This is a genomic window from Pseudooceanicola pacificus (genome assembly GCF_009789075.1).
GTDB classification, from domain to species: domain Bacteria; phylum Pseudomonadota; class Alphaproteobacteria; order Rhodobacterales; family Rhodobacteraceae; genus Pseudooceanicola; species Pseudooceanicola pacificus.
Genome location: NZ_WNXQ01000001.1, coordinates 312302 through 338457 on the forward strand (window position 1 = coordinate 312302; position 26156 = coordinate 338457).

The 26156-nt window shown below is 67.9% G+C and carries 25 protein-coding genes; 11 read left to right on the top strand and 14 right to left on the bottom strand.

Going from position 1 to position 26156, the window contains the following annotated elements; translation table 11 throughout:
- Positions 1–13 precede the first annotated feature (13 nt).
- The gene (locus GLS40_RS01465; RefSeq protein WP_160380820.1) at positions 14–1759 is read left to right on the top strand and encodes a SulP family inorganic anion transporter; all 1746 of its coding nucleotides are present in this window, start codon (positions 14–16) and stop codon (positions 1757–1759) included.
- 63 nt (positions 1760–1822) lie between these two features.
- Positions 1823–2563: a 2-dehydro-3-deoxygalactonokinase gene (locus tag GLS40_RS01470; protein WP_160380821.1), complete on the top strand. Its 741-nt coding sequence runs from the start codon at positions 1823–1825 to the stop codon at positions 2561–2563.
- On the opposite strand, the gene GLS40_RS01475 is transcribed toward GLS40_RS01470, so the two are convergent.
- From GLS40_RS01475 to GLS40_RS01490, 4 genes are read right to left on the bottom strand one after another with little or no spacing between them, the layout of a single operon-like run.
- Positions 2560–3489, bottom strand: a complete 930-nt coding sequence (locus tag GLS40_RS01475) for a metal ABC transporter permease (RefSeq protein WP_160380822.1) — start codon at positions 3487–3489, stop codon at positions 2560–2562. The genes GLS40_RS01470 and GLS40_RS01475 overlap by 4 nt on opposite strands.
- Positions 3486–4667, bottom strand: a complete 1182-nt coding sequence (locus GLS40_RS01480; RefSeq protein WP_160380823.1) for a metal ABC transporter permease — start codon at positions 4665–4667, stop codon at positions 3486–3488. Before GLS40_RS01480 ends, GLS40_RS01475 begins: the two co-directional genes overlap by 4 nt.
- A gap of 1 nt (position 4668) precedes the next feature.
- On the bottom strand, positions 4669–5472 hold the full coding sequence (locus tag GLS40_RS01485) for a metal ABC transporter ATP-binding protein (RefSeq protein ID WP_160380824.1): 804 nt from the start codon (positions 5470–5472) through the stop codon (positions 4669–4671).
- Between the two features lie 3 nt (positions 5473–5475).
- Positions 5476–6444, bottom strand: a complete 969-nt coding sequence (locus GLS40_RS01490; protein ID WP_160380825.1) for a metal ABC transporter solute-binding protein, Zn/Mn family — start codon at positions 6442–6444, stop codon at positions 5476–5478.
- Positions 6445–6642: 198 nt separating this feature from the next.
- On the opposite strand from GLS40_RS01490, the gene deoC reads away from it, so the two are divergent.
- From deoC to GLS40_RS01505, 3 genes are read left to right on the top strand one after another with little or no spacing between them, the layout of a single operon-like run.
- Positions 6643–7632, top strand: coding sequence for a deoxyribose-phosphate aldolase (gene deoC / locus GLS40_RS01495; RefSeq protein ID WP_160380826.1), 990 nt, complete (start codon positions 6643–6645; stop codon positions 7630–7632).
- Between the two features lie 5 nt (positions 7633–7637).
- Positions 7638–8006 carry a hypothetical protein gene (locus GLS40_RS01500; RefSeq protein ID WP_160380827.1) on the top strand — a complete coding sequence of 123 codons (369 nt, stop codon included), beginning with the start codon at positions 7638–7640 and terminating at the stop codon, positions 8004–8006.
- Positions 8003–10342 carry an aldehyde dehydrogenase family protein gene (locus GLS40_RS01505; RefSeq protein WP_160380828.1) on the top strand — a complete coding sequence of 780 codons (2340 nt, stop codon included), beginning with the start codon at positions 8003–8005 and terminating at the stop codon, positions 10340–10342. The genes GLS40_RS01500 and GLS40_RS01505 overlap by 4 nt, the downstream gene beginning before the upstream one ends.
- A 179-nt stretch (positions 10343–10521) precedes the next feature.
- Here the strand turns inward: GLS40_RS01505 and GLS40_RS01510 are convergent, their stop codons facing one another.
- The 4 genes from GLS40_RS01510 to serB all read right to left on the bottom strand — a co-directional run bounded on the left by GLS40_RS01510 (position 10522) and on the right by serB (position 12606).
- Positions 10522–10839 carry a YciI family protein gene (locus GLS40_RS01510; RefSeq protein WP_160380829.1) on the bottom strand — a complete coding sequence of 106 codons (318 nt, stop codon included), beginning with the start codon at positions 10837–10839 and terminating at the stop codon, positions 10522–10524.
- 27 nt (positions 10840–10866) lie between these two features.
- A complete protein-coding gene (locus GLS40_RS01515; protein WP_160380830.1) occupies positions 10867–11328 on the bottom strand; it encodes an SRPBCC family protein in 462 nt (153 codons plus the stop codon).
- The gene (locus GLS40_RS01520) at positions 11325–11657 is read right to left on the bottom strand and encodes an ArsR/SmtB family transcription factor (protein ID WP_160380831.1); all 333 of its coding nucleotides are present in this window, start codon (positions 11655–11657) and stop codon (positions 11325–11327) included. The genes GLS40_RS01515 and GLS40_RS01520 overlap by 4 nt, the downstream gene beginning before the upstream one ends.
- 73 nt (positions 11658–11730) lie before the next feature.
- Positions 11731–12606, bottom strand: coding sequence for a phosphoserine phosphatase SerB (serB, locus tag GLS40_RS01525; RefSeq protein ID WP_160380832.1), 876 nt, complete (start codon positions 12604–12606; stop codon positions 11731–11733).
- A 334-nt stretch (positions 12607–12940) separates the two neighbouring features.
- On the opposite strand from serB, the gene GLS40_RS01530 reads away from it, so the two are divergent.
- Together GLS40_RS01530 and serA are read left to right on the top strand one after the other, a co-directional pair.
- Complete coding sequence (locus GLS40_RS01530) at positions 12941–14095, top strand: phosphoserine transaminase (RefSeq protein ID WP_160380833.1); 1155 nt, start codon at positions 12941–12943, stop codon at positions 14093–14095.
- 76 nt (positions 14096–14171) lie between these two features.
- Positions 14172–15767: a phosphoglycerate dehydrogenase gene (gene serA / locus GLS40_RS01535; protein ID WP_160380834.1), complete on the top strand. Its 1596-nt coding sequence runs from the start codon at positions 14172–14174 to the stop codon at positions 15765–15767.
- A 174-nt stretch (positions 15768–15941) separates the two neighbouring features.
- Here serA and GLS40_RS01540 read toward each other — a convergent pair whose 3' ends face one another.
- On the bottom strand, positions 15942–16316 hold the full coding sequence (locus GLS40_RS01540; protein ID WP_160380835.1) for a hypothetical protein: 375 nt from the start codon (positions 16314–16316) through the stop codon (positions 15942–15944).
- Positions 16317–16543: 227 nt separating this feature from the next.
- Here GLS40_RS01540 and GLS40_RS01545 point away from each other — a divergent pair, with 227 nt between their 5' ends.
- Complete coding sequence (locus GLS40_RS01545) at positions 16544–17269, top strand: metallophosphoesterase family protein (protein ID WP_160380836.1); 726 nt, start codon at positions 16544–16546, stop codon at positions 17267–17269.
- 50 nt (positions 17270–17319) lie between these two features.
- Here GLS40_RS01545 and GLS40_RS18065 read toward each other — a convergent pair whose 3' ends face one another.
- Positions 17320–17442: a hypothetical protein gene (locus GLS40_RS18065; RefSeq protein WP_268892914.1), complete on the bottom strand. Its 123-nt coding sequence runs from the start codon at positions 17440–17442 to the stop codon at positions 17320–17322.
- A gap of 204 nt (positions 17443–17646) precedes the next feature.
- Positions 17647–19239: a hypothetical protein gene (locus GLS40_RS01550; RefSeq protein ID WP_160380837.1), complete on the bottom strand. Its 1593-nt coding sequence runs from the start codon at positions 19237–19239 to the stop codon at positions 17647–17649.
- 106 nt (positions 19240–19345) lie between these two features.
- On the opposite strand from GLS40_RS01550, the gene GLS40_RS01555 reads away from it, so the two are divergent.
- The 3 genes from GLS40_RS01555 to msrA all read left to right on the top strand — a co-directional run bounded on the left by GLS40_RS01555 (position 19346) and on the right by msrA (position 21693).
- Positions 19346–20524 (top strand): acetyl-CoA C-acyltransferase family protein, encoded by a 1179-nt coding sequence (locus GLS40_RS01555; RefSeq protein ID WP_160380838.1) that lies wholly within the window; start codon positions 19346–19348, stop codon positions 20522–20524.
- Positions 20525–20722: 198 nt separating this feature from the next.
- Complete coding sequence (gene msrB / locus GLS40_RS01560) at positions 20723–21187, top strand: peptide-methionine (R)-S-oxide reductase MsrB (RefSeq protein ID WP_160380839.1); 465 nt, start codon at positions 20723–20725, stop codon at positions 21185–21187.
- The gene (msrA, locus tag GLS40_RS01565; RefSeq protein ID WP_160380840.1) at positions 21184–21693 is read left to right on the top strand and encodes a peptide-methionine (S)-S-oxide reductase MsrA; all 510 of its coding nucleotides are present in this window, start codon (positions 21184–21186) and stop codon (positions 21691–21693) included. Before msrB ends, msrA begins: the two co-directional genes overlap by 4 nt.
- Positions 21694–21723: 30 nt before the next feature.
- On the opposite strand, the gene GLS40_RS01570 is transcribed toward msrA, so the two are convergent.
- From GLS40_RS01570 to GLS40_RS01580, 3 genes are all read right to left on the bottom strand, one after another.
- Positions 21724–22356: a GntR family transcriptional regulator gene (locus GLS40_RS01570; protein ID WP_160380841.1), complete on the bottom strand. Its 633-nt coding sequence runs from the start codon at positions 22354–22356 to the stop codon at positions 21724–21726.
- A 123-nt stretch (positions 22357–22479) separates the two neighbouring features.
- Positions 22480–24255: an alpha/beta fold hydrolase gene (locus GLS40_RS18190; protein WP_160380842.1), complete on the bottom strand. Its 1776-nt coding sequence runs from the start codon at positions 24253–24255 to the stop codon at positions 22480–22482.
- 289 nt (positions 24256–24544) lie between these two features.
- Positions 24545–26044, bottom strand: a complete 1500-nt coding sequence (locus tag GLS40_RS01580) for a malonate--CoA ligase (RefSeq protein WP_160380843.1) — start codon at positions 26042–26044, stop codon at positions 24545–24547.
- Positions 26045–26156: the final 112 nt, after the last annotated feature.

A 26156-nucleotide genomic window follows, 5' to 3' on the forward strand; every position in this document is an offset into this window, starting at 1 on the left:
GTGGATCTCCGACATGTCGTTCCGCCCCTTCGATACCAAGGCGCTCTCCCGCCACCTTCCGATCCTCGGCTGGGCGCGGGTCTACACGCCCGACACCCTGACCAGCGACCTGGTCGCGGCGCTGATCGTGACGATCATGCTGATCCCGCAGTCCCTCGCCTATGCCCTGCTGGCGGGGCTTCCGCCCGAGATGGGCCTTTACGCCTCGATCCTGCCGCTCATCGCCTATGCCATCTTCGGCACCTCGCGGGCGCTGGCGGTGGGGCCGGTGGCCGTGGTCTCGCTGATGACCGCCGCCGCCGCCGGCAATATCGCGGCGCAGGGCAGCATGGGCTATATCGCGGCGGCCATCGCGCTGGCCTTCATCTCGGGGCTGATCCTGCTGGCGATGGGTGTGTTCCGGCTTGGCTTCCTGGCGAATTTCCTGTCGCATCCGGTGATCGCGGGCTTCATCACCGCCTCGGGCATCCTGATCGCGGCGTCCCAGCTCAAGCATGTCCTGGGCATTCCCGGGGGCGGCCATACCCTTCCCGAACTGCTCGATTCCCTCGCCCGGGGCATCGGGCAGACCAACCCGATCACGCTGGTCATCGGCGTGACGGCGATCGGCTTTCTCTTCTGGGTCCGCAAGGGGCTGAAACCCCTGCTGCTGGCGCGCGGGATGCGGCCCCGGCTGGCCGATATCCTGGCCAAGGCCGGCCCGGTGGCCGCTGTCGCGGTCTCGACCTTTTCGGTCTGGGCCCTCGGCCTGCATGACCGGGGCGTCGCCATCGTGGGCGAGGTCCCCCAGGGCCTGCCGCCCTTCGCCCTGCCCGCCTTCGACCCCGGCCTCTGGGGGCAGCTCTTCGTCCCGGCGCTGCTGATCTCGATCATCGGCTTCGTGGAAAGCGTCTCGGTCGCGCAGACCCTGGCCGCCAAGCGCCGTCAGCGCATCACCCCCGATCAGGAGCTTGTCGGCCTCGGCGCCTCGAACATCGTGGCGGGGCTCTCGGGCGGCTATCCGGTGACCGGAGGATTTGCCCGGTCGGTGGTGAATTTCGACGCCGGGGCCGAAACCCCCGCCGCCGGGGCCTTCACCGCCCTGGGCATCCTGCTGGCGGCGCTGCTGCTGACCCCGCTGCTGCATTTCCTGCCAAAGGCCGTGCTGGCCGCTACGATCATCGTGGCGGTGCTGTCGCTGGTCGACCTCACGATCCTGAAACGCAGCTGGACCTATTCGCGCATCGACTTCGCCGCCGTGGCCGCGACCATCGCCCTGACCCTGCTGGCGGGGGTCGAGATCGGGGTGTCCGCCGGGGTCGGCCTGTCCATCCTGATGCACCTCTACACCACCTCGCGGCCCCATGTCGCCGAGGTCGGCCTTGTCCCCGGCACCCAGCATTTCCGCAACATCCTGCGGCACCGGGTCGAAACCCACCCCACGCTGCTGACGATCCGCATCGACGAAAGCCTCTATTTCGCCAATGCCGCCTTTCTGCAGGACAAGATCTACGACCGCGTGGTCTGCGATCAGCCGATTTCCGACGTGGTGCTGATGTGCTCGGCGGTGAACGAGATCGACATGTCGGCGCTGGAAAGCCTGGAGGCGGTGAACACCCGCCTGCACGAGATGGAGATCCGCCTGCACCTGTCCGAGGTGAAAGGCCCGGTGATGGACCGGCTCAAACGCTCGCATTTCCTGGACGAGCTGACCGGAGAGGTCTTCCTGTCGCAATACGACGCCTTCCGCGCCCTGACCAAGCCGCGCGCCGTCGCCTGACCCGGTCGTCGTCCGCCGCCTCCACCGATTGACCGGCGGCGCGGCGCGGCCTATCAGCAGCGCATGGCGGAATGGATCGGCATCCAGGCGACGGAACGCACCCTGACGGGCTGGCGCTTCGACGGGACGGCGCGGCAGGCCGTGCTCTCGCCCGAGGATTGCCGCGCCGCCTTCGGCGCCACACCGCCCGACCGCCTGCTTCTGGCCGGGGCCGAGGGCGCCCCGCCCGAGGATCTGCCGGCCAACCTGATGCCCGAACGCCTGCTGAGCGGGCCGCAATCGCTGGTCCTGCCCGGCCTCGCCCAGGCCCGCCCGCGCCACCGGATCGACGGCGACAGGCTGGCAGCCATCGGCTTCCTTGCGCTGAACGACGGATGGGACGGCGTGATCTGCCTGCCCGGCCCGGTGACCCACTGGCTGCAGGTCAGCGCGGGCGAGGCGATTTTCCTCCACGGCGCGCTGACCCTGTCGCTGGCCGAGGATTTCGGCCCGATCGCCACCCCCGACGCGGGGGCCTGCGACGAAACCCTGTCGCGCCCCGAGAAGCTGGCCGGCGCCCTGCGGGGCGCGCAGCTTTCGGGCGACGCGGGCGCGGCGCTCGGCAGCCTGCTGGGGGTCGAGCTGGCCTCGGCCCGGGCGATGTGGCTGGGCCAGCAGGTGGCGGTGCTGGGCGATGGCGCCGGGGGCAAGGCCTATGCGCAGGTGTTGACGGCGCAGGGCGTGCCCGTCACCCAGGGCCCCGCTGCGGCGATGGCGGAAAAGGGGATGCTGGCCCTCGGCACCCGGTTCGGCCTGGCGGGCTAGGCCCCCTTGGGCTGGCCCAGCCGGTGGCGGCAGGGCCCGAAAAGCGCCGCCAGGGCCAGGATCACCCCCGACACCGTCGCAATCATCCCCGCCGCGCTGACCGCATCGGGCGCGCCCAGCCAGAGCGGCCCGTATCCGGCCAGCACATAGCCCAGCACGGCCGCGAGCACCGCGAACAGGCAGCTCCACGCGATCTGGCGTTCCAGCGCATTGGTCATCAGCCGGGCGGCGGCAGGCGGGCAGATGAACATCGCGATCACGATGATCGAGCCGACGGCGTCGAACGCGGCCACCGCGGCCACCGCCGCCGTGACCACCAGCGCCAGCCCCAGCAGGTCGGTGCGCATGCCAAGGGTGCGGGCAAAGCCCTCGTCGAAGGTCGACAGCTTCAGCGGCCGCCAGAACAGCCGGATGAATCCGGTCACCAGCACCAGCACCACCGCCATGCGCAGCAGCTCCGGCGGCAGACCGGCCAGCGCGACCGGGTCCAGCAGGCTTTCCCAGCCAAAGGCATCCAGCCAGATCAGGCTCTCCAGGTTGCCATAGAGGGCGTGCTGAACGTCCAGGTGCACCGACGAGGTGTCGCTCTGCTCCAGCAGCAGAACGCCGCCCGCAAACATCGCGGTAAAGACCACGCCCATCGAGGCGCCCGGGTCGATCCGCCCGACACGGTGCACGAACTGGATCAGCAGCACGGCCACCACGGCGGCCCCGGCGGCGCCCAGCATCATCGGCCAGGTGCTGACCGCGCCGGTCAGCAGGAAGGCGACGACAATCCCCGGCAGCGCCACATGGCTGATCGCGTCTCCGATCATCGCCTGCTTGCGCAGGACAAGGAAATTGCCGGGCAGCGCACAGGCCACCGCCGCGAAAGACGCGATCAGGATCGGCGGCAGCGACAGGGGGACAAATTCCGCGCCGCTCATGACGCCACCGTCGGGCGCAGGGCCCGGTCCAGCGTGGCAACCTGGTCGGGGGTCAGCACCGACTCGATCGGGGTCAGCCCGTCGTAGCGCGCGGCGGCGGTCTCGGACGCCAGGTCGGCGCGCAGCAGCTGCCAGCGCCGTTCGTCCAGCAGGGCCTTGGCGGCGGCGGCGCGGCCCGCATCGGTCGCCACGCCGTCGCGGCGGATCAGCCCGGCGCGGCGCAGCAGCCGCAGGGTCAGCGCCTCATAGACCGGCTGGCCCTGGGCCAGCGCCAGCAGCCCCTGCCGCAGGTGGACCCGGCGGCGGAAGGACAGGTGATCCGCCAGCGCCGCCAGCACCCCGCGGTTGGGGGCGAACAGGAACGACAGGGCAAAGAGCGCAAAGCCCGACAGCACGATGATCGGCCCGGTCGGCAGCGCGGGGGCCGAGGCCGAGATCACCGCCCCGCCCGCACCGGCAACGCCACCGACCAGCCCGGCGATCAGCACCACGCGGTCGCTGCGCTCGGTCCAGAACCGGGCGGTGACCGGGGGCAGGATCAGCAGGGCGACGATCATGATCAGCCCGACGATCTTGAGCCCGACAACGGTGATCCCCAGCACAAGGCCCATCATCGCCAGGTCGATCCGCCGGTTGTCGAGCCCGAGAGAGGCCGCATATTCCGCGTCAAAGGCGCTCAGCGTCATCGGCCGCCTGAGCAGCACAACCAGCGCCAGCACCAGCGCCCCGCCCCCCGCGATGGTCAGCGCGTCGATCCTGAGCATCCCGGCGGTAGAGCCGAGCAGGAAGCTTTCCAGCCCCGCCTGCCGCCCCGCGCTCATGTTCTGGATCACCGTCAGCAGCACGATCCCCGCGCCGAAAAAGACCGACAGCACCGCGCCGATCGCCGTGTCCTCGGCCAGCCGCGTGCGGGTGGTCAGCCAGGTGACGCAGAGCAGCCCGATCCCGGCAGACAGCGCCGATCCCGCCATCAGGCCGAACAGGTTCCGCCCCTCGCCGCCAAAGGCGACCATCACGATAAAGGCCAGCCCCACGCCCGGCAGGGTGGAATGGCTGATCGCGTCGCTGACCAGCGAGCGTTTGCGCAGGAACAGGAATGTGCCCGTGACCCCGGCGGCGATGCCCAGCAGGCCCGCCCCGATCATCACCAGCGTTGCGTTGTATCCGAGGTCCAGCATGTCAGCCCAGCGACAACTGGTCGATCTGCGCCGTCGCCAGCCGCCCGCCATAGGCGGATTGCAGGGTCTCGGCGGTAAAGGCCTGTGCCACCGGACCTTCGGCGATGCGGCTCTTGTTCAGCAGGAAGACGCGGTCGAAATAGTCGGTCACCGTGGACAGGTCGTGATGCACGCAGACGACGGTCCGCTGCTCGGCCTTGAGCGATTTCAGAACGTCGATGATCGCCTTTTCGGTTGCCGCGTCGACCCCGGCAAAGGGTTCGTCCAGCAGGTAGAGCTCGGCCTCCTGCGCCAGGGCGCGGGCGAGGAAGACACGCTGCTGCTGCCCGCCGGACAACTGGCCGATCTGGCGGTCGGCGAAATCCTGCATGCCGACGCGGGCCAGGCAGTCGCGCGCCTTGTCCAGATGCGCCCGGCGCACCCGGCGCAGCAGGCCCAGTTCGCGGTAGAGGCCCATCAGAACCACATCCAGCACCAGCGTCGGGAAATCCCAGTCGACACTGGCGCGCTGCGGCACATAGGCGATGCGGCGGCGCTGGCTTTCCAGCGGCTGGCCCAGCACGCTGACCCGGCCCGACAGGCGCGGGATCACCCCCAGGGCGGCCTTCAGCAGGGTCGACTTGCCGGCGCCGTTCGGCCCGATGATCGCGGTCATCGACCCGGGCACCACGGTCATGTCGACCGAGAAGACCGCCGGCGCCCCGCCATAGGACACCGTCAGCCCCCGGATCGCGAAGGGCGAGGTTTCGCGTGCGGGATCGTCCAGGCGCGCGCCGTTCTCGGCGGCCAGTTCGGGCAGTGCCATCTGTCAGATCCCCGCTTTCAGCCGTCCGTCCATGCCGCGTTCGGGCACGGTGCCGCCAAGGGCCGCGGCGATGGTGGTGACGTTGTGGTCGATCATGCCGGGATAGGTCCCCTCGTAGGTGCCGGGCAGGCCCATGGCATCCGAGAAGAGCTCGCCCCCGATGCGCACCTCGTGGCCCTGCGCCGCCGCGCCCTCGATCAGCGCGCGCATGTTGCGGTCCGAGACCGAGCTTTCGACAAAGACCGCGCCGACGCGGCGTTCGACCAGCGTGTCGACAAGGGCGCGGATGCGGTTCAGCCCCGCCTCGCTTTCGGTGGAAATGCCCTGGATGCCGAGGACTTCCATGTCATAGGCCCGGCCGAAGTAGGAAAAGGCGTCATGCGCCGTCACCAGCACGCGGGCATTGTCGGGGATGGTCGCCAGCACCTCGCGGGCATAGGCGTCCAGCCGCACCAGCGTCTCGTCCAGCTCTGCCAGATTCGCGGCGAAGACATCCGCCCCCTCGGGGCGCACCTCGCTCAGCGCGCCGGCGACGGCCGCGGCGACGGGCCGCCACAGGATCGGGTCCATCCAGACATGCGGGTCGAACTTGTCGGCATAATCCGCATGCGCCCGCAGCTTGTCGCGCGGCACCGCCTCGGCCACGGCAACCACCGAGCGGCGGCGGGCGAGGGCGTGCAGGAACTCCTCCATCTGCGCCTCAAGGTAGAGTCCGTGGCAAAGCACCAGATCGGCGCGAGTCATCGCCACGATGTCGGTGCGGGTCTGGCGATAGGAATGGGGATCGACGCCGGGGCCCATCAGGCCTTTCACCTCCACCAGATCACCCCCGATCCGCATGGCGGTATCTGCGATCATGCCGGTGGTGGCGACCACGTTCATCGGCTCTGCCGCGCTGAGGCGGATCGGCAGGGCCACGGCCAAGGGCAATGCGGTGGCAGAGGTCAGAAGCTGGCGGCGGGACAGGGTCATGCAAATGGGTCTCGGATGGCTGATGTTCCTGCGAACATGAGAACGATTCTCAAGAATGTCAATCGGATTGCGAACGGTTCGCAAGAAAGCGCCCGAATTGCCCGGTTTGCAGGCATCCGGAAACATGCCGTTGCGGCGGTGCGGCTTGCAAAGCGTCATGACCGGTGCAACTTTCGGTACAGGAGTGGAGGACCCCGCATGGAACAGGTCAGGAATGTCGAGGGCACCCAGCTGCCCCAGACGGTCGAACCCCGGAACCCCGGGATGCCCCTGGACATGGACTGGGTGCGCGCGGTGCAGGCCAATACCTCGGCCATCGAACGGCGGGCGGCCACCCTGCCCGGGCGCCGGTCGGTCAAGAAGGATCACCAGGCGGCCTGGCTGCTGCGGGCGATCACCTGCATCGACCTGACGACCCTGTCGGGCGACGACACCGAGGACCGCGTTCGCCGGCTCTGCGCCAAGGCACGCCAACCGGTGCGGCCCGATATCCTGCAGGCCCTGGGAATGGAGCGGATCACCACCGGCGCGATCTGCGTCTACCACGAGATGGTGCCCGCCGCCGTCGAGGCCCTGCGCGGCACCGGCATCCCGGTGGCGGCGGTGTCGACCGGTTTCCCGGCGGGCCTGTCGCCCTATCGGCTGCGGCTGGCCGAGATCGGCGAAAGCGTCGAGGCCGGGGCCAGCGAGATCGACATCGTGATCTCGCGCCGCCATGTGCTGGGCGGCAACTGGCAGGCGCTCTATGACGAGATGAAGGACTTTCGCGCGGCCAGCGGCGAGGCGCATGTAAAGGCGATCCTCGCAACCGGCGAGCTGGGCACCCTGCGCAATGTGGCGCGTGCCTCGCTGGTCTGCATGATGGCGGGGGCGGATTTCATCAAGACCTCGACCGGCAAGGAGGGGGTGAACGCCACCCTGCCCGTCTCGCTTGTCATGATGCGCGCGATTCGCGCCTATCACGAACGGACGGGCTATCGCGTGGGCTACAAGCCTGCGGGCGGGATTTCCAAGGCCAAGGACGCGCTGACCTACCTCGCGCTGGTCAAGGAAGAGCTGGGCGACCGCTGGCTGCGCCCCGACCTCTTCCGCTTTGGCGCCTCGTCGCTGTTGGGCGATATCGAGCGGCAGCTGGAACACCACGTGACCGGCGCCTATTCGGCCTCGTGGCGGCACGCCGCGGGATGAGCCCGATGCGCCCGCACCGCGCCGCCCTCACCGCCATTGCCCTGACTGCCGTTGCCACCGCCGCGCCGGCGCAATCCTACCGTTGCGCCCCGTGGGACAGCGCCGCGCCCGGGATCGCGGGCATCGCCGCGATCAAGGTCGGCACGTCGCTCGCAACGGTCCGCGGCGGCGGGCCCGCCACGACGGTCCGTATGGCGCATGGCAGCCTGACCCGACGCGCCTCCCTCGACGACACCTCGGCGCTGGCGATCTACGGCGACTTCCTGCGCGGTGCCGACGGGCCGGAATTCGGCCCCGAAACCTCGGTCCAGCGGCTCTATGACGACCCGGACCGCCCAACACTCCTCAAGACGACCTGCGAGGCCACACCATGACCGTCAAGGAAATCTTCGAATCCATGGACTATGGCACCGCGCCGGAAAGCGCTGCCGAGGCGCTGACCTGGCTGGTCGATCAGGGGGCGCAGTTCGGCCATTTCATCAACGGCGAATTCACCGAGGCGGGCGAAGGCTTCGACAGCCGCAACCCCGCCACCGGCGAGGTGCTGGCCAGCCTGACCCAGGCGACCCAGGCCGAGGTGGACGCCGCCGTCGCCGCCGCCCGCGCGGCGCAGCCCGGATGGGCGGCGCTTGGCGGCTATGGGCGCGCGCGGGTGATCTATGCCATCGCCCGGCTGCTGCAGAAACACGCCCGCCTCTTTGCGGTGCTGGAAACGCTCGACAACGGCAAGCCGATCCGCGAGAGCCGGGACATCGACGTGCCCCTGGCGCAGCGGCATTTCTACTATCACGCGGGCATGGCCCAGCTGATGGAGGCCGAACTGCCCGACCGCGAGGCGCTTGGCGTCTGCGGGCAGATCATCCCGTGGAACTTCCCCCTGCTGATGCTGGCCTGGAAGGTCGCGCCGGCCATCGCCATGGGCAATACCGTGGTGCTGAAACCGGCCGAATATACCTCGCTCACCGCGCTGCTGTTCGCGGATATCTGCCAGCAGGCCGGGGTGCCGCCGGGGGTGGTGAACATCGTCACCGGCGACGGCGCGGTTGGCGAGATGATCACCGGGCATGCGGATATCGACAAGATCGCCTTTACCGGCTCGACCGAGGTGGGCCGCCGGATCCGCGCGGCCACGGCGGGCAGCGGCAAGGCCCTGACGCTGGAGCTGGGCGGGAAATCCCCCTACATCGTCTTTGACGACGCCGATCTGGACAGCGCGATCGAGGGGCTGGTGGATGCGATCTGGTTCAATCAGGGCCAGGTCTGCTGCGCCGGGTCCCGCCTGCTGGTGCAGGAGGGCGTGGCCGAGACCTTCCTGACCCGGCTGAAGGCCCGGATGGACAAGCTGCGCGTCGGCGACCCGCTGGACAAGAGCATCGACGTCGGCGCGCTGGTCGACCCGGTGCAGCTGGCCACGGTCACCCGCCTGGTCGATGCCAACACCGCCGGGCAGGTGCACCGCGCCGCCTGCAACATGCCCGCCACGGGCTGCTATTACCCGCCGACGCTGATCACCGGCCTCGCCCCCAGCGACCCCCTGATGCAAGAGGAGATCTTTGGCCCGGTCCTGGTCTCAACCACCTTCCGCACACCGGCCGAGGCGGTCGCGCTCGCCAATAACACCCGCTACGGGCTGGCGGCCACGCTGTGGACCGAAAACGTGAACCTGGCGCTGGACGTGGCGCCCAAGCTGGCCGCCGGGGTTGTCTGGGTGAACGGCACCAACATGTTCGACGCCGCCGCCGGGTTCGGCGGGGTGCGCGAAAGCGGCTTTGGCCGCGAGGGCGGATGGGAGGGGCTGAGCGCCTACACCCGCCCGCGCGGCGCGACCAAGGCGCTGAAAACGGTTGAGGGATACACCGGCGACGGCGCGCCCGAGGGGCTGGACCGGACGCCCAAGCTTTACATCGGCGGCAAGCAGGCGCGGCCCGATGGCGGCTATTCACGCAGCGTCTACGGCAAGGACGGCGGCCTGCTGGGACAGGTCGGCATCGGCAACCGCAAGGATGTCCGCAACGCGGTCGAGGCGGCGCGCGGCGCTGCCGGATGGGCCAGGACAACCGGGCACCTGCGGGCGCAGATCCTCTATTTCATCGCCGAGAACCTTGAGGCCCGGGCCGACGAATTTGCCCGCCGGATCAACGGGCTGACCGGCGCGGGCGGGGATGCCGAGGTCGCGGCGTCGGTGAAACGCCTGTTCACATGGGCCGCCTGGGCCGACAAATACGCGGGCGAGGCGCGCGACGTGCCGATCCGCGGCATGGCCCTGGCCCTGCGCGAACCGGTGGGCGTGATCGGGGCGATCTGCCCGGACGAGGCGCCCCTGCTGGGTCTGATCTCGCTGATGGGCCCGGCCATCGCCATGGGCAACCGCGCGGTGCTGGTCGCTTCTCAGGCGTTCCCGCTGGCGGCGACGGATTTCTACCAGGTTCTGGACACCTCGGACGTGCCGGGCGGCGTGGTGAACATCCTCACCGGCAGCCATGCAGAGCTGGCCCCAGTGCTGGCGAAACATGCGGATGTGGATGCGGTCTGGTGCTTTTCGTCCACGCCCCTGTCCGGCGTGGTGGAAAAGGAAAGCGCGGCCAGCCTGAAACGGACCTGGGTCAATCACGGCAGGGCCGTGGACTGGGCCGGGGCAGCGGGCGAAGGGCGCGCGTTCCTTGAGGCGGCGACCGAGGTAAAAACGGTCTGGGTGCCCTACGGCGAATAGGCCCTACCGGGTGGGCGGGGCTGTCCGCCACGACCCACCGGGGCAATGGCGGGACGGTGACTCATCCCCAAATGGCCTGCGGGCGGATCACCCCCCGTTGATATGCCTGGCCAGACCAAGCAGGCGGGCAGGTGCGGGGCGGCAGGATGCGCCCTGATCCCCGCACCGAGGGGCCCGCGTTACATCTCGATCGGCACGATCTCGGCGACTTCGACCGAACCGCCATCGGCGACGATGGGGTTGCTGCTGGCCATCTCGCAGGCCTCGGCGATGCTGTTGGCATTGACGATGGTATAGCCCGAAACCGGGTTGGCCCCGCCGTTGTCGACGGTGCCCGAGGCGCTGACCGTCCAGGACTGGCCGACCGGGTTACCGGGATCGGCAAGTTTCGGGCCGTGGGTGCCCATCCAGCTGCCCCAGGCATCCATGGAGCGCTTGATATCGGCTTCGGTCTCGGGGCGTTTGCCGCCGTGGTAGATAAGCATGAACTGGGGCATTTGATCCTCCTGTGGTCGGGTATGGGGTCAGGCGCCGAGAAAGGCGTCGAGCGAGTTGATGGTCGAGAGCCAGCCGCGGCTGTGGTCCTGCGCGCTTTCCACCGTGGGCAGGCCCCGGTGCACCAGGATCAGGCGGGCGCCGCTGTCTGTACGTTCCACGGTAAAGGTCACGTGGCTTTCGCTGCCGCGCGTGTCGGTGTCGTCGTGCCAGGCCCAGGTCAGGCCGACCGAACCGGCGCCGCCCTCGGGCGGGCGGACCGAGGTCACCTGGCCCGACGCCTTGAACTCCCGCCCGCTCTCGCGCCCGATCATGATGCAGAACCAGGGGCCGGTGCGGGTGAAATTTAGATCGCAGGTGCCGATCCGCGTGCCCTCGGGGCCGAACCACTGGGCCAGCTGATCGGGCCGGGTGATGGCCTGCCACAGCCGTTCGACCGTCACCGCGTAATCGCGGGTGAATTCCAGGTCGTGCAGGTCGCTGTCCTTCATTCGTCCTCTCCTTCGGGGTCCAGCGCCAGCAGCGTGTCCAGCCGGTCAAGGCTGCCTGCCCAGAAGGCGCGGTGGTCGATTGTCCAGTCCGAGACGAGGCGCATCGCCTCGGGGCGGACGGAATAATAGCGGTGCGTGCCAGCCACCCGCTGGTGCAGCAGCCCCGCCTCGCGCAGCACCTTGAGGTGGCGCGACACGGCCGGGGCCGAGATGTCGGTAAGCCCGGCCAGGGCCGAGGCAGGCTGTTCGCCGTTCCGCATCAGGTATTCGACCAGCGAAAGGCGGGTGGTGTCGGCAAGGGCCGCGAATGTGCGTGTCAGGTCAGTCATGATGCAGGCACCATGATCCGACTCATTGATTAGCGCAAGTGTTAATTAGCAGATAGGCTAAAAAATGCCGGGCTCAGCCGGCGAACTCTGTCCTGGCGTAGCCTTGCAGGTAGAGCAGTGCTGTCAGGTCGCCGTGATTCACGCGGATTTCGCATTCCGCGGCGACCGAGGGCTTGGCATGCAGGGCCACGCCCGTCCCGGCCCGGCCCAGCATGCCCAGGTCGTTGGCCCCGTCGCCCACGGCGATCACATCGGCCTCGGCGATGCCAAGGCGGGCGGTGATCTCCTCCAGCGCGCGGACCTTGGCCTCGCGCCCCAGAATCGGGCGGCCGACCTCTCCGGTCAGGGCATCGCCATCCGACAGCAGGGTATTGGCCCGATGCTCGTCGAACCCGATCATGGCGGCAACGCGCGCGGTGAAGGCAGTGAAGCCGCCCGAGACCAGCGCGCAGTAGCCGCCCGCGGCCTTCATCGTGGCAACCAGCTGCGGCCCGCCCGGCATCAGGGTGATGCGCTCGGCCAGGACCGTGTCGATGACAGTTACGGGCAGGCCCTTCAGCAGGCCGACGCGTTCGATCAGGGCGCCTTCGAAATCCAGTTCGCCATTCATGGCGCGGGCGGTGATGTCCTTGACGCGGGCGCCGACACCGGCCTCGTCCGCCAGCTCGTCGATGCATTCCTGCCGGATCATGGTGCTGTCCATGTCCGCCAGCAGCATGCGCTTGCGCCGCCCCTCGGCCGGCTGGACGTTCAGATCGATGCGCAGGGACTGCATGTCGGACCAGACGTCACGGAAATTGCCGGGCACCTCGGCCACCGCAAATTCCGCCGCTTCGTCGGGCGCAAGCCACTGCAGATCGCCGCCGCCCCAGGCATTGCGCAGGGAGTCGGCGGCTGCGGGGTCAAGCGCGGGCAGCGCAGGGTCGGAGGTGAGGGTGACGATGAACATGGCCGCTCCCGGATCTGGACACGCCGCGCATAAAGCACGCGGCGGACCGTTTGGCCAGAGAGGCCGCGGCCGGCCCCCCGGGCGACCGGCGGTTGAGCGGACATGGCCGGGCCCCTGCGCGAGTCGTCGAACCTTGCGACAGGGCAAGCGCGGCTGTGTTCCCGGGAATCCCGGGGGGGGGTCCGTGCAGGGTTTCCCGACACTGTCACACGCTTGCGACCTGCTTGATGCAGAAAGCGACATCAAGGCCGTTGCAAGAGTCGCGGCGGGGGCATATACGCAGCAGCGGGACACCCCTCCCCAACGAGGGGCGCTTATCTGGAAGGATAGCTATATGGCTATTGAAGCACCGGCATCGCGGCCGGCGAATCCGCGGTTCTCCTCTGGCCCCTGCGCCAAAATCCCCACATTTGCACTCGACAAGCTTTCAGACGCCGCGCTCGGCCGGTCGCATCGCGCCGCCATCGGCAAGGAAAAGCTGAAAGCCGCGATCGACGGCACCGCCGAGATCCTCGGGATCCCCGCGGGCTACAAGGTCGGCATCGTGCCCGCCTCCGACACCGGCGCCGTGGAAATGGCGATGTGGTCGATGCTGGGCGCGCGCAAGGCGACCATGGTGGCTTGGGAAAGCTTTGGCGCCGGCTGGGTGACCGACGTGGTCAAGCAACTCAAGATCGACGCCGAGGTCAAGGAAGCCGGATATGGCGAGATCGTCGATTTCGCCGAACTGGATTTCGACACCGATGTCGTCTTTACCTGGAACGGCACCACCTCGGGCGTGCGCGTGCCGAATGGCGACGCGATCCCGGCGGACCGGGCCGGGCTGACGATCTGCGACGCGACCTCTGCCGCTTTCGCGCAGGACCTGCCGTGGGACAAGCTCGATGTCGTCACCTTCTCCTGGCAGAAGGTGCTGGGCGGCGAGGCGGCGCACGGGATGCTCGTGCTGTCGCCCCGCGCGGTCGAGCGGCTGGAAAGCTACACCCCCGCATGGCCGCTGCCCAAGATCTTCCGCATGACAAAGGGCGGCAAGCTGATCGAGGGCATCTTCAAGGGCGAGACGATCAACACGCCATCCATGCTCGCGGTCGAGGATTACCTCGTCGCGCTCGACTGGGCGCGCTCGGTTGGCGGGCTCGAGGGTCTGATCGCCCGGGCCGATGCCAATGCCCAGGCCATCTGGGACTTCTGCGACAGCCGCGACTGGATCGCGAATCTGGCGAACGACCCGGCGACGCGGTCGAACACCTCGGTCTGTCTGAAGTTCACCGATGCGCGCATCGCCGATGGCGCAGCCTTTGCCAAGGCCGTGGCCAAGCGGCTGGAAAAGGAAGGCGTGGGGCTTGACCTCGGCGCCTATCGCGACGCGCCCGCGGGCCTGCGCATCTGGTGCGGCGGCACGGTGGAAACCTCGGATATCGAGGCGCTGCTGCCCTGGATCGAATACGCCTTCATGGCCGAGATCGAAGCCCAGACCGAATCCGCCTGAGCGCGAATTTTCGTCGAAAATTCGGGGCCCCCGCGCGGGCCCCGCACCCTCCCCCTGTCTGTCTAGGAGCCCTGCAATGGCCCCCCGCGTTCTCATTTCCGACAAACTCTCCCCGGCCGCCGTCCAGATCTTCAAGGATCGCGGCATCGAGGTCGATTTCCAGCCCGACCTGGGCAAGGACAAGGACAAGCTGCTCGAGGTGATCGGCCAGTATGACGGCCTGGCCATCCGCTCGGCCACCAAGGTGACCGAGAAGATCATCGCCGCCGCCGACAATCTCAAGGTCATCGGCCGGGCCGGCATCGGTGTCGACAACGTCGACCGCGACGCCGCATCGCGCAAGGGCGTCATCGTGATGAACACGCCCTTCGGCAACATGATCACCACCGCCGAGCACGCCATCGCCATGATGTTCGCCGTCGCCCGCCAGCTGCCCGAGGCCAGCGCCTCGACCCATGCCGGCAAGTGGGAAAAGTCCAAATTCATGGGCGTCGAGCTGACCGGCAAGACCCTGGGCGTGATCGGCGCCGGCAATATCGGCGGCATCGTCTGCGACCGCGCCCGCGGGCTGAAGATGAAGGTCGTGGCCTACGATCCCTTCCTCGGCCAGGAAAAGGCCGACAAGATGGGCGTCGAGAAGGTGGAACTGGACGAACTGCTCAAGCGCGCCGATTTCATCACCCTGCACGTGCCGCTGACCGACCAGACCAAGAACATCCTGGGCCGCGAGAACCTGGCCAAGACCAAGAAGGGCGTCCGCATCATCAACTGCGCCCGTGGCGGCCTGGTGGATGAGGAGGCCCTGGCCGACCTGCTGAAATCCGGCCATGTGGCCGGTGCTGCCTTCGACGTCTTTTCGGTCGAACCGGCCACCGAGAACCCGCTGTTCAACCTGCCCAACGTGGTCTGCACCCCTCACCTGGGCGCCGCCACCACCGAGGCGCAGGAAAACGTCGCCCTGCAGGTCGCCGAGCAGATGGCGAACTATCTGCTGGACGGCGCGGTCGAAAACGCGCTGAACATGCCCTCGATGACCGCCGAGGAAGCCAAGGTCATGGGCCCCTGGGTCAAGCTGGCCGATCACTTGGGCGCCTTCATCGGCCAGATGACGGACGAGCCGATCAAGGCGATCAACATTCTCTACGACGGTGTCGTGGCGCAGATGAACCTGGCGGCGCTGAACTGCTCGGTCATTGCCGGGATCATGAAGAAGGCCAATCCCGACGTGAACATGGTGTCGGCCCCGGTTGTGGCGCAGGAGCGCGGGATCAAGATCTCGACCACCAACCAGAACAAGTCGGGCGCCTTCGACGGCTACATCAAGGTGACCGTGGTGACCGAAAAGCGCGAGCGGTCGATCGCGGGGACGGTGTTCAGCGACGGCAAGCCGCGGTTCATCCAGATCAAGGGCATCAACATCGACGCCGAGGTCGGACCGCACATGCTCTACACCACCAACAAGGACGTGCCGGGCGTGATCGGCACCCTGGGCCGCACCCTGGGCGAGAATGGCGCGAACATCGCGAACTTCACCCTGGGCCGGGCCACCGCCGGGGGCGAGGCCATCGCGCTGCTTTACCTTGACGAGCCGCTGAACGGCGCCGCACAGAAGGCGCTTGAGGCGACCGGCATGTTCGAGCAGGTCAAGCCGCTGGTGTTCCAGTCCGCCTGACCGGCACCATCTCACGGCAAGGGCCCGCCTGCACAGCGCAGGGCGGGCCCTTTTCATCTCGGGACCGGGTCAGCCCCCGCCCACCTGTCGCAGCATGTCAGACGGCGCAGGGGCCGCCGGTGTCAGGCAGCCGGTCCCCCCCTCTCAGACGCTGCTGCGGTGGCCGGCGCGGCCTCAGGCCGTCTTGCGGCGCGAGGTCAGCACCACGATCAGGAAAATCAGCATCGACAGGATCGACAGGATCGAGCCCAGCTTGGCCAGCGTCTCGCCGGATTCGGTGATCGCCATGTAGATGCCGGGCACGATGATCGCGACGCCTGCCAGAGCCACGGCGCAATGCACCTTGGCCAGAAGACCCGAGGCCGCGGCGGGCACCAGGTGGTAGTAGATCCCGAACAGCGAAAGGCTGACCCAGCCCAGCAGATTCAGGTGGGCGTGGGCGGGGGCCATCAGGTGGTTCCCGCTGGCCGACATGTGGATGCCCCAGGCCATGCCGATCAGGGCACAGACCACGCCAGCCACCACAAAAACAAAAGCTATACCGTTCATAACGTTGATCCTTTTTCTGTCCCTTGGCCCATTCTGCGGGGCCGTTCCGATCTCGCGCGGGCAAGGCGCCGGGCGATAATGTCGCACCGTCCGATTCTCTTCAATCGGCGGGCGGGGGCAGGGCGACCGGAAAGGAACAGGCCGCCCGCGCCCGTCCGGGCACCCGCAGGACGGATGGCTGGCCTTTCGCGGCGGGACATGCTTCAACTCCGCCAACGGAGGGCCGCATGACCATCTACGCTATCGGAGACATTCATGGCCAGCTGGCCATGCTGGAGGACGCCCTGGCCCGGATCGAGGCCGACGGCGCCGGGCCAGAGGACGAGGTCATCTTTCTGGGCGATTACACCGACCGCGGCCCGCACAGCAAAGGCGTGATCGAGCTGTTGTCGCGCGGGCTGGCAGAGGGGCGCAACTGGACCTGCCTGATGGGCAATCACGACCGGATGTTCCGCAACTACCTGGCCGATGGCACGGTGCACGACCCCAATGTGACATCCGGCATCCCCTGGCCGCACCGTCGCATGGGCGGCAAGACGACGATGGAAAGCTACGGCGTCGACCCGTCAGACGACCGCGACCCGGCGCAGGTCTTTGCCGAAACCCGCGATGCCGTGCCCGATTCGCACCGGGCGTTCCTGGACGGGCTGGTGCTGACCGCCGAACGGGGGCCGCTGCTCTTCGTGCACGCGGGGATTCGCCCCGGCATTCCCCTGGCCGAACAGCGCGAGGATGACCTGGTCTGGATCCGTGGCGATTTCCATGCCCATGCCGACCCGCATCCCTGGCTGGTGGTGCATGGGCACACGGCGCTCGACGAGGCGCAGCATTTCGGCAACCGGATCGACCTGGACAGCGGCGCCGGTTACGACCGGCCGCTGACGGCGGTTGTCTTCGAAGGGATGGATTGCCTGGTTCTGGAGGGCACCGGACGCAGTCGTCTGGTGCCATAGGGCAGGTCACGGCGTCCGGTTCAGGCCAGATCGCGCGCCGAATGGCCCTGTCAGTTGTGGGATGCGACCGTCGCGCTGCCTGCCTGGGATTGAGGCACGATATCGGTAACGATGACGATGCCCACCAGGACCGTGAGAGCGGCGATAAACGTGAACCTGCGTTCGCGTGTCATAGTGTTGGTCTCCGTATTCAACTCTCGGTACTTGTCCCGCAGTTATCATCCTTCGCACAGTAGGGAATACCCGACCTGTGAAAACTGCGGCGAAACACCGCCGAGGCAGGCCAGACCGTGGCGCGGACGCCGATTTCGTGGTCCCGACGATGCCGAATGGCCCGTTCTTGCAGCAGATTGAAAAACGGGCATGCTGCAGCGCAGCTATTCGTGACGCACCGCGCCGGTCACGGCGGCCGCACCCAGTGCGGTGATCACCCAGCCAGCCGCGATCGCGATCCAGCGCATCCACCATCCCGCCCGGCCCCAGGGCGAGCGGCTGGTGGACGGCGCCCAGGATGCCTCCTGCCCCAGCGAGATCAGCGGGATCACCAGGTCGGCGGCATAGGCATAGGCGTTGAAGGTCTCGTAATCCTGCCCCGCCTGCCCCGGCGCCGACCAGAAGGCGGCGGGATTGTCCGGATGGTCGGCCACCGCCGCCTGCCATCCGGCCGAGACCAGGATCGGCGGCGCATTGGGCGCCATGTCCCCGGCGGCCCAGGTCCGCTGGAAAAAGGCGCCAAGCCCGGCGATCAGCAGCACAGCCAGCAGCAGGGCGCGGCCGGGGCGGTAGCCGTAGCCCACGGCGTAATGCATCACCACATCGGTGACGATGCTGCCCCACCACCGCGTCTCGCGCGCAAGGCGGCGGCGCAGGCCGGGCCGGCGGGCCTCGGCGCGCAGCATGCGGCGGTTTTCGCGCCGCAGGATCTGCTCCTTGCGCATGCGCACCGTGCGGGCGTCGTGGCGGTGGCCCATGTGGTGCAGCACACGGGCCAGCTGCTCCCACGGCTGGGCGGTAAAGCCGGTGTCGGCGGGCTGGCGGCGCAGCCAGTCTAGACGGGCCGACAGGCTGGTTTCCGTATGACGCGAGAAATCGTCATAGGTCAGCCCGTCCAGCCGGATCGGATAGCTCGCCCCCGGCCCGGCCGGTTCGTCGCGCAGCCGCGCGGCATGGGCCCCGGCCAGGCTGACGATACCCCGGGCGATCTGGTTGTCGCGGAAATAGAGGATGCCGCCGATCCGGGCGCGGGCCAGCGACAGGGCGTTGTCGGGGCCGTGCTCCTCGCTGGCGTGAAAGACGTGATCGCCGGCAGCCTCTTTCGGGGCGATGGCGCAGCGGGTGACAAAGACGTCATTGGCGACCTGCGCCGTGGCCAGGAAGATCGCGCCCTCGGCGCTCAGCTCCGTCACGCCGTCGGAATAGGGATAATTGCCCAGGTAGACCGATCCGCCGACGCGCAGCGACGGGGCAAAGACGGCATCCTGCCCGGAACCGTGCAGCTCGACATCGCAGAGCTGCAGGTCCCCCGCGATGCGTGCCCCGGCCAGGCTGATCTCGCCCGTCACCAGCGTGCCGCCGCGCAGGTAGAGCGCCCCGTCGAACACCGCATTGTCGGCGGACAGGCCCGGCAGGTGGCAATCGGTGAAATAGACGCCGCGCAGGCGGGCATTCACCAGCTCGGGCATGGTATCCAGCTGGCACGAGGTCAGGGCGAGGTCGAAATCGCTCTGCATGCCCTGCAGGTCCAGCAGCCCCTCGATCCGCGCGCCCTTGAGGCGCAGCCCCTTGTCCGACAGCCGCAACGCCGGATCCCGGCCCGACAGGGCGGCGCGGATCACCTCGGCCCGGATCACGCGGGCGGGATCGTCGCCGGGAAATGCGCCGTCGCCCAGTACGATACGGGCCCCGCTTCCGGCCTCGGCCGCAAGCTGTTCTTCGGCCGGGGTGGCGGGAGCGAAATCCAGGGCTGGCATGGGCGAAGCGTTGCATGATCCCCTTGAACAGGGCAAGACGGTTGCCAGACCCGCGCACCGGCCGCTCCGGCGCCGGGTCCGGAGAGGTTTTCAGGGAGACCAGGACATGGAAGATATCGTCATTCTCGACGGCGCACGCACGGCCATCGGCACCTTCGGGGGCAGCCTGGCAGGGGTTCCGCCGATTGAACTGGGCACCGTCGCCGCCAAGGCCGCGATGGCGCGTTCGGGCGTCGAGGGCGGCCAGATCGGCCATGTCGCCTATGGCCATGTGATCAACACCGAACCGCGCGACATGTACCTCAGCCGCGTCGCGTCGATTGACGCCGGCGTGCCCGATACCGTGCCCGCGATGAACGTCAACCGGCTCTGCGGGTCCGGCGCGCAGGCCATCGTCTCGGTCATCCAGTCGCTGGCCATGGGCGATGCCGAATTCGGCCTGGCCGGCGGCGCCGAGAACATGTCGCGCTCGCCCTACATCAACCAGTCGGAACGCTGGGGCCAGAAGATGGGCGACATCAAGGTGCGCGACATGATGCTGGGCGCGCTGAACTGTCCCTTCGGCACCGGCCACATGGGGATCACGGCGGAAAACGTCGCCTCCGAACACCAGATCAGCCGCGAGGCGATGGACGAATTCTCGCTGGAAAGCCAGAAGCGCGCACTGGCCGCCATCGAGGGCGGGCGCTTCAAGAGCCAGATCGTCCCGGTCGAGGTGAAGGTGAAGCGCGACACGGTCCCCTTCGACACCGACGAGCACCTGAAGCCCTCGACCACGCTCGAAGGGCTGGCGGGCCTGCGCCCGGCGTTCAAGAAGGACGGCTGCGTGACCGCGGGCAATGCCAGCGGCATCAACGACGGGGCCGCCGCCATCGTGCTGGCCACCGCCGCCGCCGCCGACAAGGCCGGGCTGAAGCCGCGCGCCCGCGTGCTGGGCTATGCCCATGCCGGTGTCCGCCCCGAGGTCATGGGCATCGGCCCGGTTCCCGCGGTCAAGAACCTGCTGGAGCGCACCGGCCTGACGGTCGAGGATTTCGACGTCATCGAATCCAACGAAGCCTTTGCCGCCCAGGCGCTGGCGGTAAACAAGGGCCTGGGCCTCGACCCGGCCAAGGTGAACCCGAACGGCGGCGCCATCGCCCTGGGTCACCCGGTGGGGGCCACCGGCGCGATCATCACCGTCAAGGCGCTCTACGAGCTGGAGCGTATCGGCGGCAAGCGCGCGCTGATCACCATGTGCATCGGCGGCGGTCAGGGCATCGCACTGGCTATCGAACGTCTCTGACTTCCGGTGTCCCGGGCCTGCCCCGGGACCCCGCCCGCCGGGTCTCCGGCAGCCGGGCGGCACCGCTTTGCGCCGCCCCTGTGGCGTCCCCGGCAACGAGTGGGAGCCTTTCCCCTTCACGTCCGGGCGAAACCGGTGAAACATGGGTGGCAAAACCGGCCCTGAGTCCCACTTAAGGCCCATGAGAGGGAGACGGATATGACGGATGCACCCACCAAGAGCTATGGCAAATCGGAAGAAGCCATCGCGAAGCTGACCCCGGAACAGTACCGCGTCACTCAGGAGAGCGGCACAGAACGCCCCTGGACCGGTCCGCTGCTCGACAACAAGGAGCCGGGGATCTACGTCGACATCGTGTCAGGAGAGCCGCTGTTCGCCTCGTCCGACAAATACGAGAGCGGCTGCGGCTGGCCGAGCTTCACCAAGCCGATCGAACCCGCCCATGTGGCCGAGCTGCGCGACACCTCGCTTGGCATGGTCCGGGTCGAGGTGCGTTCGGCCCATGGCGACAGCCACCTGGGCCATGTCTTTCCCGACGGGCCGCGCGACCGGGGCGGGCTGCGCTACTGCATCAACTCGGCCTCGCTGCGCTTCGTCCATCGCGACGACATGGCGGCCGAGGGCTATGGCGATTACCTGGATCAAGTGGAGGACGTGAAATGACCGAGCAACGCGCCGTTCTGGCCGGAGGCTGCTTCTGGGGCATGCAGGACCTGATCCGCAGGCTGCCGGGCGTCAAGGCGACCCGCGTGGGCTATACCGGCGGTGACGTGGCCAATGCCACCTACCGCAACCACGGCACCCATGCCGAGGGGATCGAGATCCTCTATGACCCGGACACCATCAGCTATCGCCAGCTGCTGGAGTTCTTCTTTCAGATCCACGACCCGACCACGGTGAACCGGCAGGGCAACGACATCGGCCTGTCGTACCGTTCGGCGATATACTTTGTCGACGAGGATCAAAAGGCCGTGGCACTGGACACCATCGCGGATGTGAATGCCAGCGGGCTCTGGCCCGGCCGTGTGGTGACCGAGGTCGAGCCGGTTGGCGCGTTCTGGGAGGCCGAACCCGAGCACCAGGATTACCTGGAGCGCGTGCCGAACGGCTATACCTGCCATTTCCCGCGCAAGGGCTGGGTGCTGCCGCGCCGCGCGGCGGCCGAATAACACCCGCATGCGCCGGCTGGCGCCCCGGCCTCAGGTCCTGGGCGCCAGAAAGGCCAGCATGACGCGCATCGAGCGCTGGTTGAACGCCCGCATCGCGGCCTCTGCCGCATCCTGATCCCGGTTGGCGATCGCGTCGGTGATGGCGGTGACATCCGCCACGACGCTGCGGGCATTGTCCTGGTCCATCTCCATGCGCGGCCATATCAGGCGCAGCCGGGTGTTCAGCTGCCGGATGACGTCGTTCAGCTCTGTGTTCCGCGACAGCGAGAACAGCACCTCGTTCCAGGTGATCTTGGCTGCGACGATGCCCAGGATGTCGCCGCGCTCGGCCGTATCCGACAGCCGGATCAGCGCAGCGCGCATCTGCGCCACCTCCGCCGGGCCGGCGCTCTGCGCCGCCAGCCGGGCGAGGTAGGCCTCCAGCTCGGTCCTTACGTCATAGACCTGCCGCGCCGTCTCCTGGTCCAGGCTCGCAACCGAGGGGCCACGGTTCGGCGCGATGACGATCAGGCCCTCGGCTTCGAGCTGCCTGAGCCCTTCGCGCAAGGCCGGGCGGCTGGCGCCCGTCCATTCGCAGAGCGACTTTTCCGTCAGGCGCTGGCCCGGCTCGAACCGACCCGAAAGCAGCGCATGTTTCAATATGGTTACGACCTGGTCGCGCACCGGGCCATCGCCTGGGGATACGCGAAACCCCGGTCCTGTCAGTTTACCGTCTTCCAATTCTCTTTCGTCTTCCACCTGTTTCCCATCAACTTCCATTTGTCCCCTGCTCGCTCGACTTTCGTGTCACGACAGGGCCGTCCTCCTGCATTGCCCCGCCCATTCTGCCTGGCTGCGCAGGGCAACCAGTTCCTCCACCACCGTTTCCGGGCGGCGGTAGACGATCAGCTGGCCAAGTCCGTCCAAGACCCTGAGGTTGGCCCGGTTCGCGCGGCGGTCGTAGAAATCGCGCACCGCCTCGATCTTGACCGCCGGGTCGTCAGAGCCGTGCAGCACGCGCACCGGAACCTGCGTTCCGTCGACCCGATGGCTCCAGTCGCTGACCATGTGCTGGCTGTCGATCTCGAAGGCCTGGTGCCCCTGCCGGACCGAAAACCGGTGCCCGGCGGCGATGCGTTCATAGATTTCGGGATCGCTGACGGCGGCCAGGTCATCGGGCGTTTCCTGGTACATGCTGCGGATGAACCGCCTTTGCCCGCCATTCATCATCTGGTTGATGCCCGCCCGCAGGACAAAGGGCAGCAGGCGCGGCGTGAACCGGGCGGTATAGGCCACCAGCCGCTGCCGTGTGGACATGGTGGCGAAGTAATGCGTCGATTGCAGCGGCACGCTGCCCGAAACGGACAGGATGCCCTCCACCAGTTCGGGGTGATGCTGCGCCAGGGCATAGGCATAGAGCGAACCGGCCATATGCCCCAGCACAAGCGCCGGGCCCGCGTCCAGCTCTGCCAGCAGCGCGGCCACGTCCTGCGCCAGTCGGTCCGGCGCGGTGGCGGCGGGCCCGGGGGCCGGATCGCTGGAGCCGTAATAGGGCCGGATCGGGCAGATCAGCCGCAGCCCGGCATCGCTCAGCAGCTTTGCGAACCGGGGCGTGATCCCGATCCCGTCGAGCATGCCGTGAAAGAACACCACGGGCCGTCCGCCGAGGTCGCCATGCACCTCGGCCGCAAGGGTGCGCCCGTCGCCCAGACGGACCTGGATCGAGCGGTCCGAGGTCACGGCAGATGCCACCGCCGGATAGCGTTCGACCATGCGCATCAGCGAGAACAGCAACCGCACGAGGTCGACCTGCGATCTTGCCCCGGCCTTGGCGAGGATCTTCTTGACCTGGGTGCGCACGGTCGACACGGCGCTGCCGCGCAGGTTGGCGATCTGCTCGATCCCGTGCCCTTCGGCCACCAGCTCGCATATCGCGCATTCCGAGGGCGACATGTCGAAATCCTCGGCCAGCATGCGCGAAATGCCCACCGGCCAGTCCGGCGTGATCTTCTGCACCACAAGCAGGTCGCCCTCGTGCTGGTCGGACAGGGCGCGGGCCTGCAGGAACAGCGGCCGCGTCTCGCCCTGGGGATCGACCCGCAGGACCACCGGGCGCAGGCTGGCAGCATGGGTGTCGGGCCTGATGCTCTGGCACATGCGCTCCAGCGACTTGCGATGCTTGGCCTGCAGCGGCAGGGCGTCGATGCGGCTGGTCTTGGTCAGCCCGAACAGGCGCTGCGCGGTGGCGTTGAACCAGACGATCCGCCCGCCCGGGTCGATGAGCATCTGCGGGCCAAGCGCCCGCTCGCCGCTGTTATGGCCCACCCCCTCCGGACGGGGGCGCTGCGCCATCGTCTCCAGCAATTGCGAGGCGATCTCGAAATGGCGGGCGATCTCGGGGTCTTCGTCCGTGGCCGGGGCGCCGTCGCCGGTGTTCTCGCCCTGAAGCGATTGCAGTTCTTCCAGCCGGTCCGAGATATGCGCGTCCCATTCGCCCATGAACTGGTCATAGGTCTGGGGCTCAAGCGCGATCCGATAGATGCTCTCGATGAGTCGCGCTCGGTTTTCGCCAAGTTTGGACACGGCTTCTGCCCCCGGATCTGGTCCTTGCAGGGCCGTTGAAATCCGCCGGCCCGTCGCTACGACAATACCCCAAATGGTGTACAGCTGGAATGTAGACCAAGAAAAAGCACCGGCAACGCGATGAAAAGGATTTTTACCGCCTGGTCCGGATTTGACTCGGCGGCCCGGGCGGCGTTCTGTACCGCCATTCCATTTTAAATCTATTCTTCTTCAATGACGTAGGCGTTCATTAAAGTGGCCGGTCCGCATAGCGGGCCGGCCTTTTGCGACGTTGCGTCAACCTGAAGGTTCAGGCGGTGAAGAGCTGCCCGTATCGGTCGCGCAGTTCCTTCTTCTGGACCTTGCCCATCGTGTTGCGCGGCAAATCGGCGACGATCTCGACATGTTTGGGCTGCTTGAACTTGGCCAGCTGTCCGGACAGCGCGCCCGAGATAGCCGAGGGGTCGCAGGCCTCTCCGACAACCACGGCCACCACCGCCTCGCCGAAATCCGGGTGCGGCACGCCGATGACGGCGCTTTCCACCACGCCGGGCAGGTCGTCGATCGCCTCTTCGATCTCCTTGGGATAGACGTTGAACCCGCCCGAGATGATCAGATCCTTGGACCGCCCGACAATCGAGACATAGCCCCGTTCGTCCACGATCCCCAGGTCGCCGGTGATGAACCAGCCATCGGGCTTCAGCTCCTCCGCCGTCTTTTCGGGCATCTGCCAGTAGCCCTGGAACACATTCGCGCCGCGCACCTCGATCACGCCGATCTCGCCGGTCGCCACCTCGGCCCCGTCGGCCATCACCCGCAGTTCGACCCCCGGCAGGGGGAAGCCGACCGTGCCGGGCCGCCGTTCTCCGTCATAGGGGTTCGAGGTGTTCATGTTGGTCTCGGTCATGCCGTAGCGTTCGAGGATGCGCAGGCCGGTCCGCTCTTCCCATTTCTCATGCGTGTCGACCAGCATCGGCGCCGATCCCGACACGAAGAGACGCATGTTCGACGCCGCCTCGCGGGTCAGCCGGGGGTTTTCCAGCAGGCGGGTGTAAAAGGTCGGCACGCCCATCATCGCGGTGGCACCCGGCATTGCGTCCAGGATCGCCTCGGGGTCGAATTTCGCCAGAAAGACGATGGAGGCCCCCGCGAAAAGCGCCACGTTGGTCGCCACGAACAGCCCGTGGGTGTGAAAGATCGGCAATGCGTGGATCAGCACATCGGCGTCGGTGAACTGCCAGTACCCCACCAGCATCTCGGAATTCGAGGCCAGGTTGGCATGGCTGAGCATCGCCCCCTTGGACCGCCCCGTGGTGCCCGAGGTGTAGAGGATCGCCGCCAGGTCGCCGGCCCCGCGCGCCACCGCGTCGAACCCGGCCACGTCGGGCAGGGCGTCAATCAGCGAGCCTGTGCCGTCCGGCGCCAGATCGAAGACGGCGGCGGATCCGGCCAGCGGCGCGATCTCGGCCCGGCGGGCGGGATCGCAGACCACCACGGCTGGCGTCGCGTCGCCCAGGAAATAGCCCAGCTCGGCCGCCGTGTACCCGGTGTTGAGCGGCAGGAAGATCCCGCCCGCCAGGACCGTGCCGATGTAGAGCTGCAGCGCCTCCATGGATTTTTCGACCTGTACCGCCACCCGGTCGCCCGGTGCCAGCCCCGCCGCCAACAGCGCCGCCGCCATCCTCTCGGCCCCGGCAAAAAGCTGGGCATAGGTCACGTCGGACTGCCCGGGACGGGTGGCAAAGACCTTGTCCGGGGTCCGTCCGGCATGGCGCGCCAACCGGCTGGCAAGGTGGTTCTGGTCGTACATGAAGGCCTCTCGGAGTGTGGGTATACCATTTTTTCCGATGCCGGACCGGGAATTGCAAGCGCGTCCTTGCCGTTGACCTTTGTCTGCCACAAGGAGAGCATCGCGGCGAACT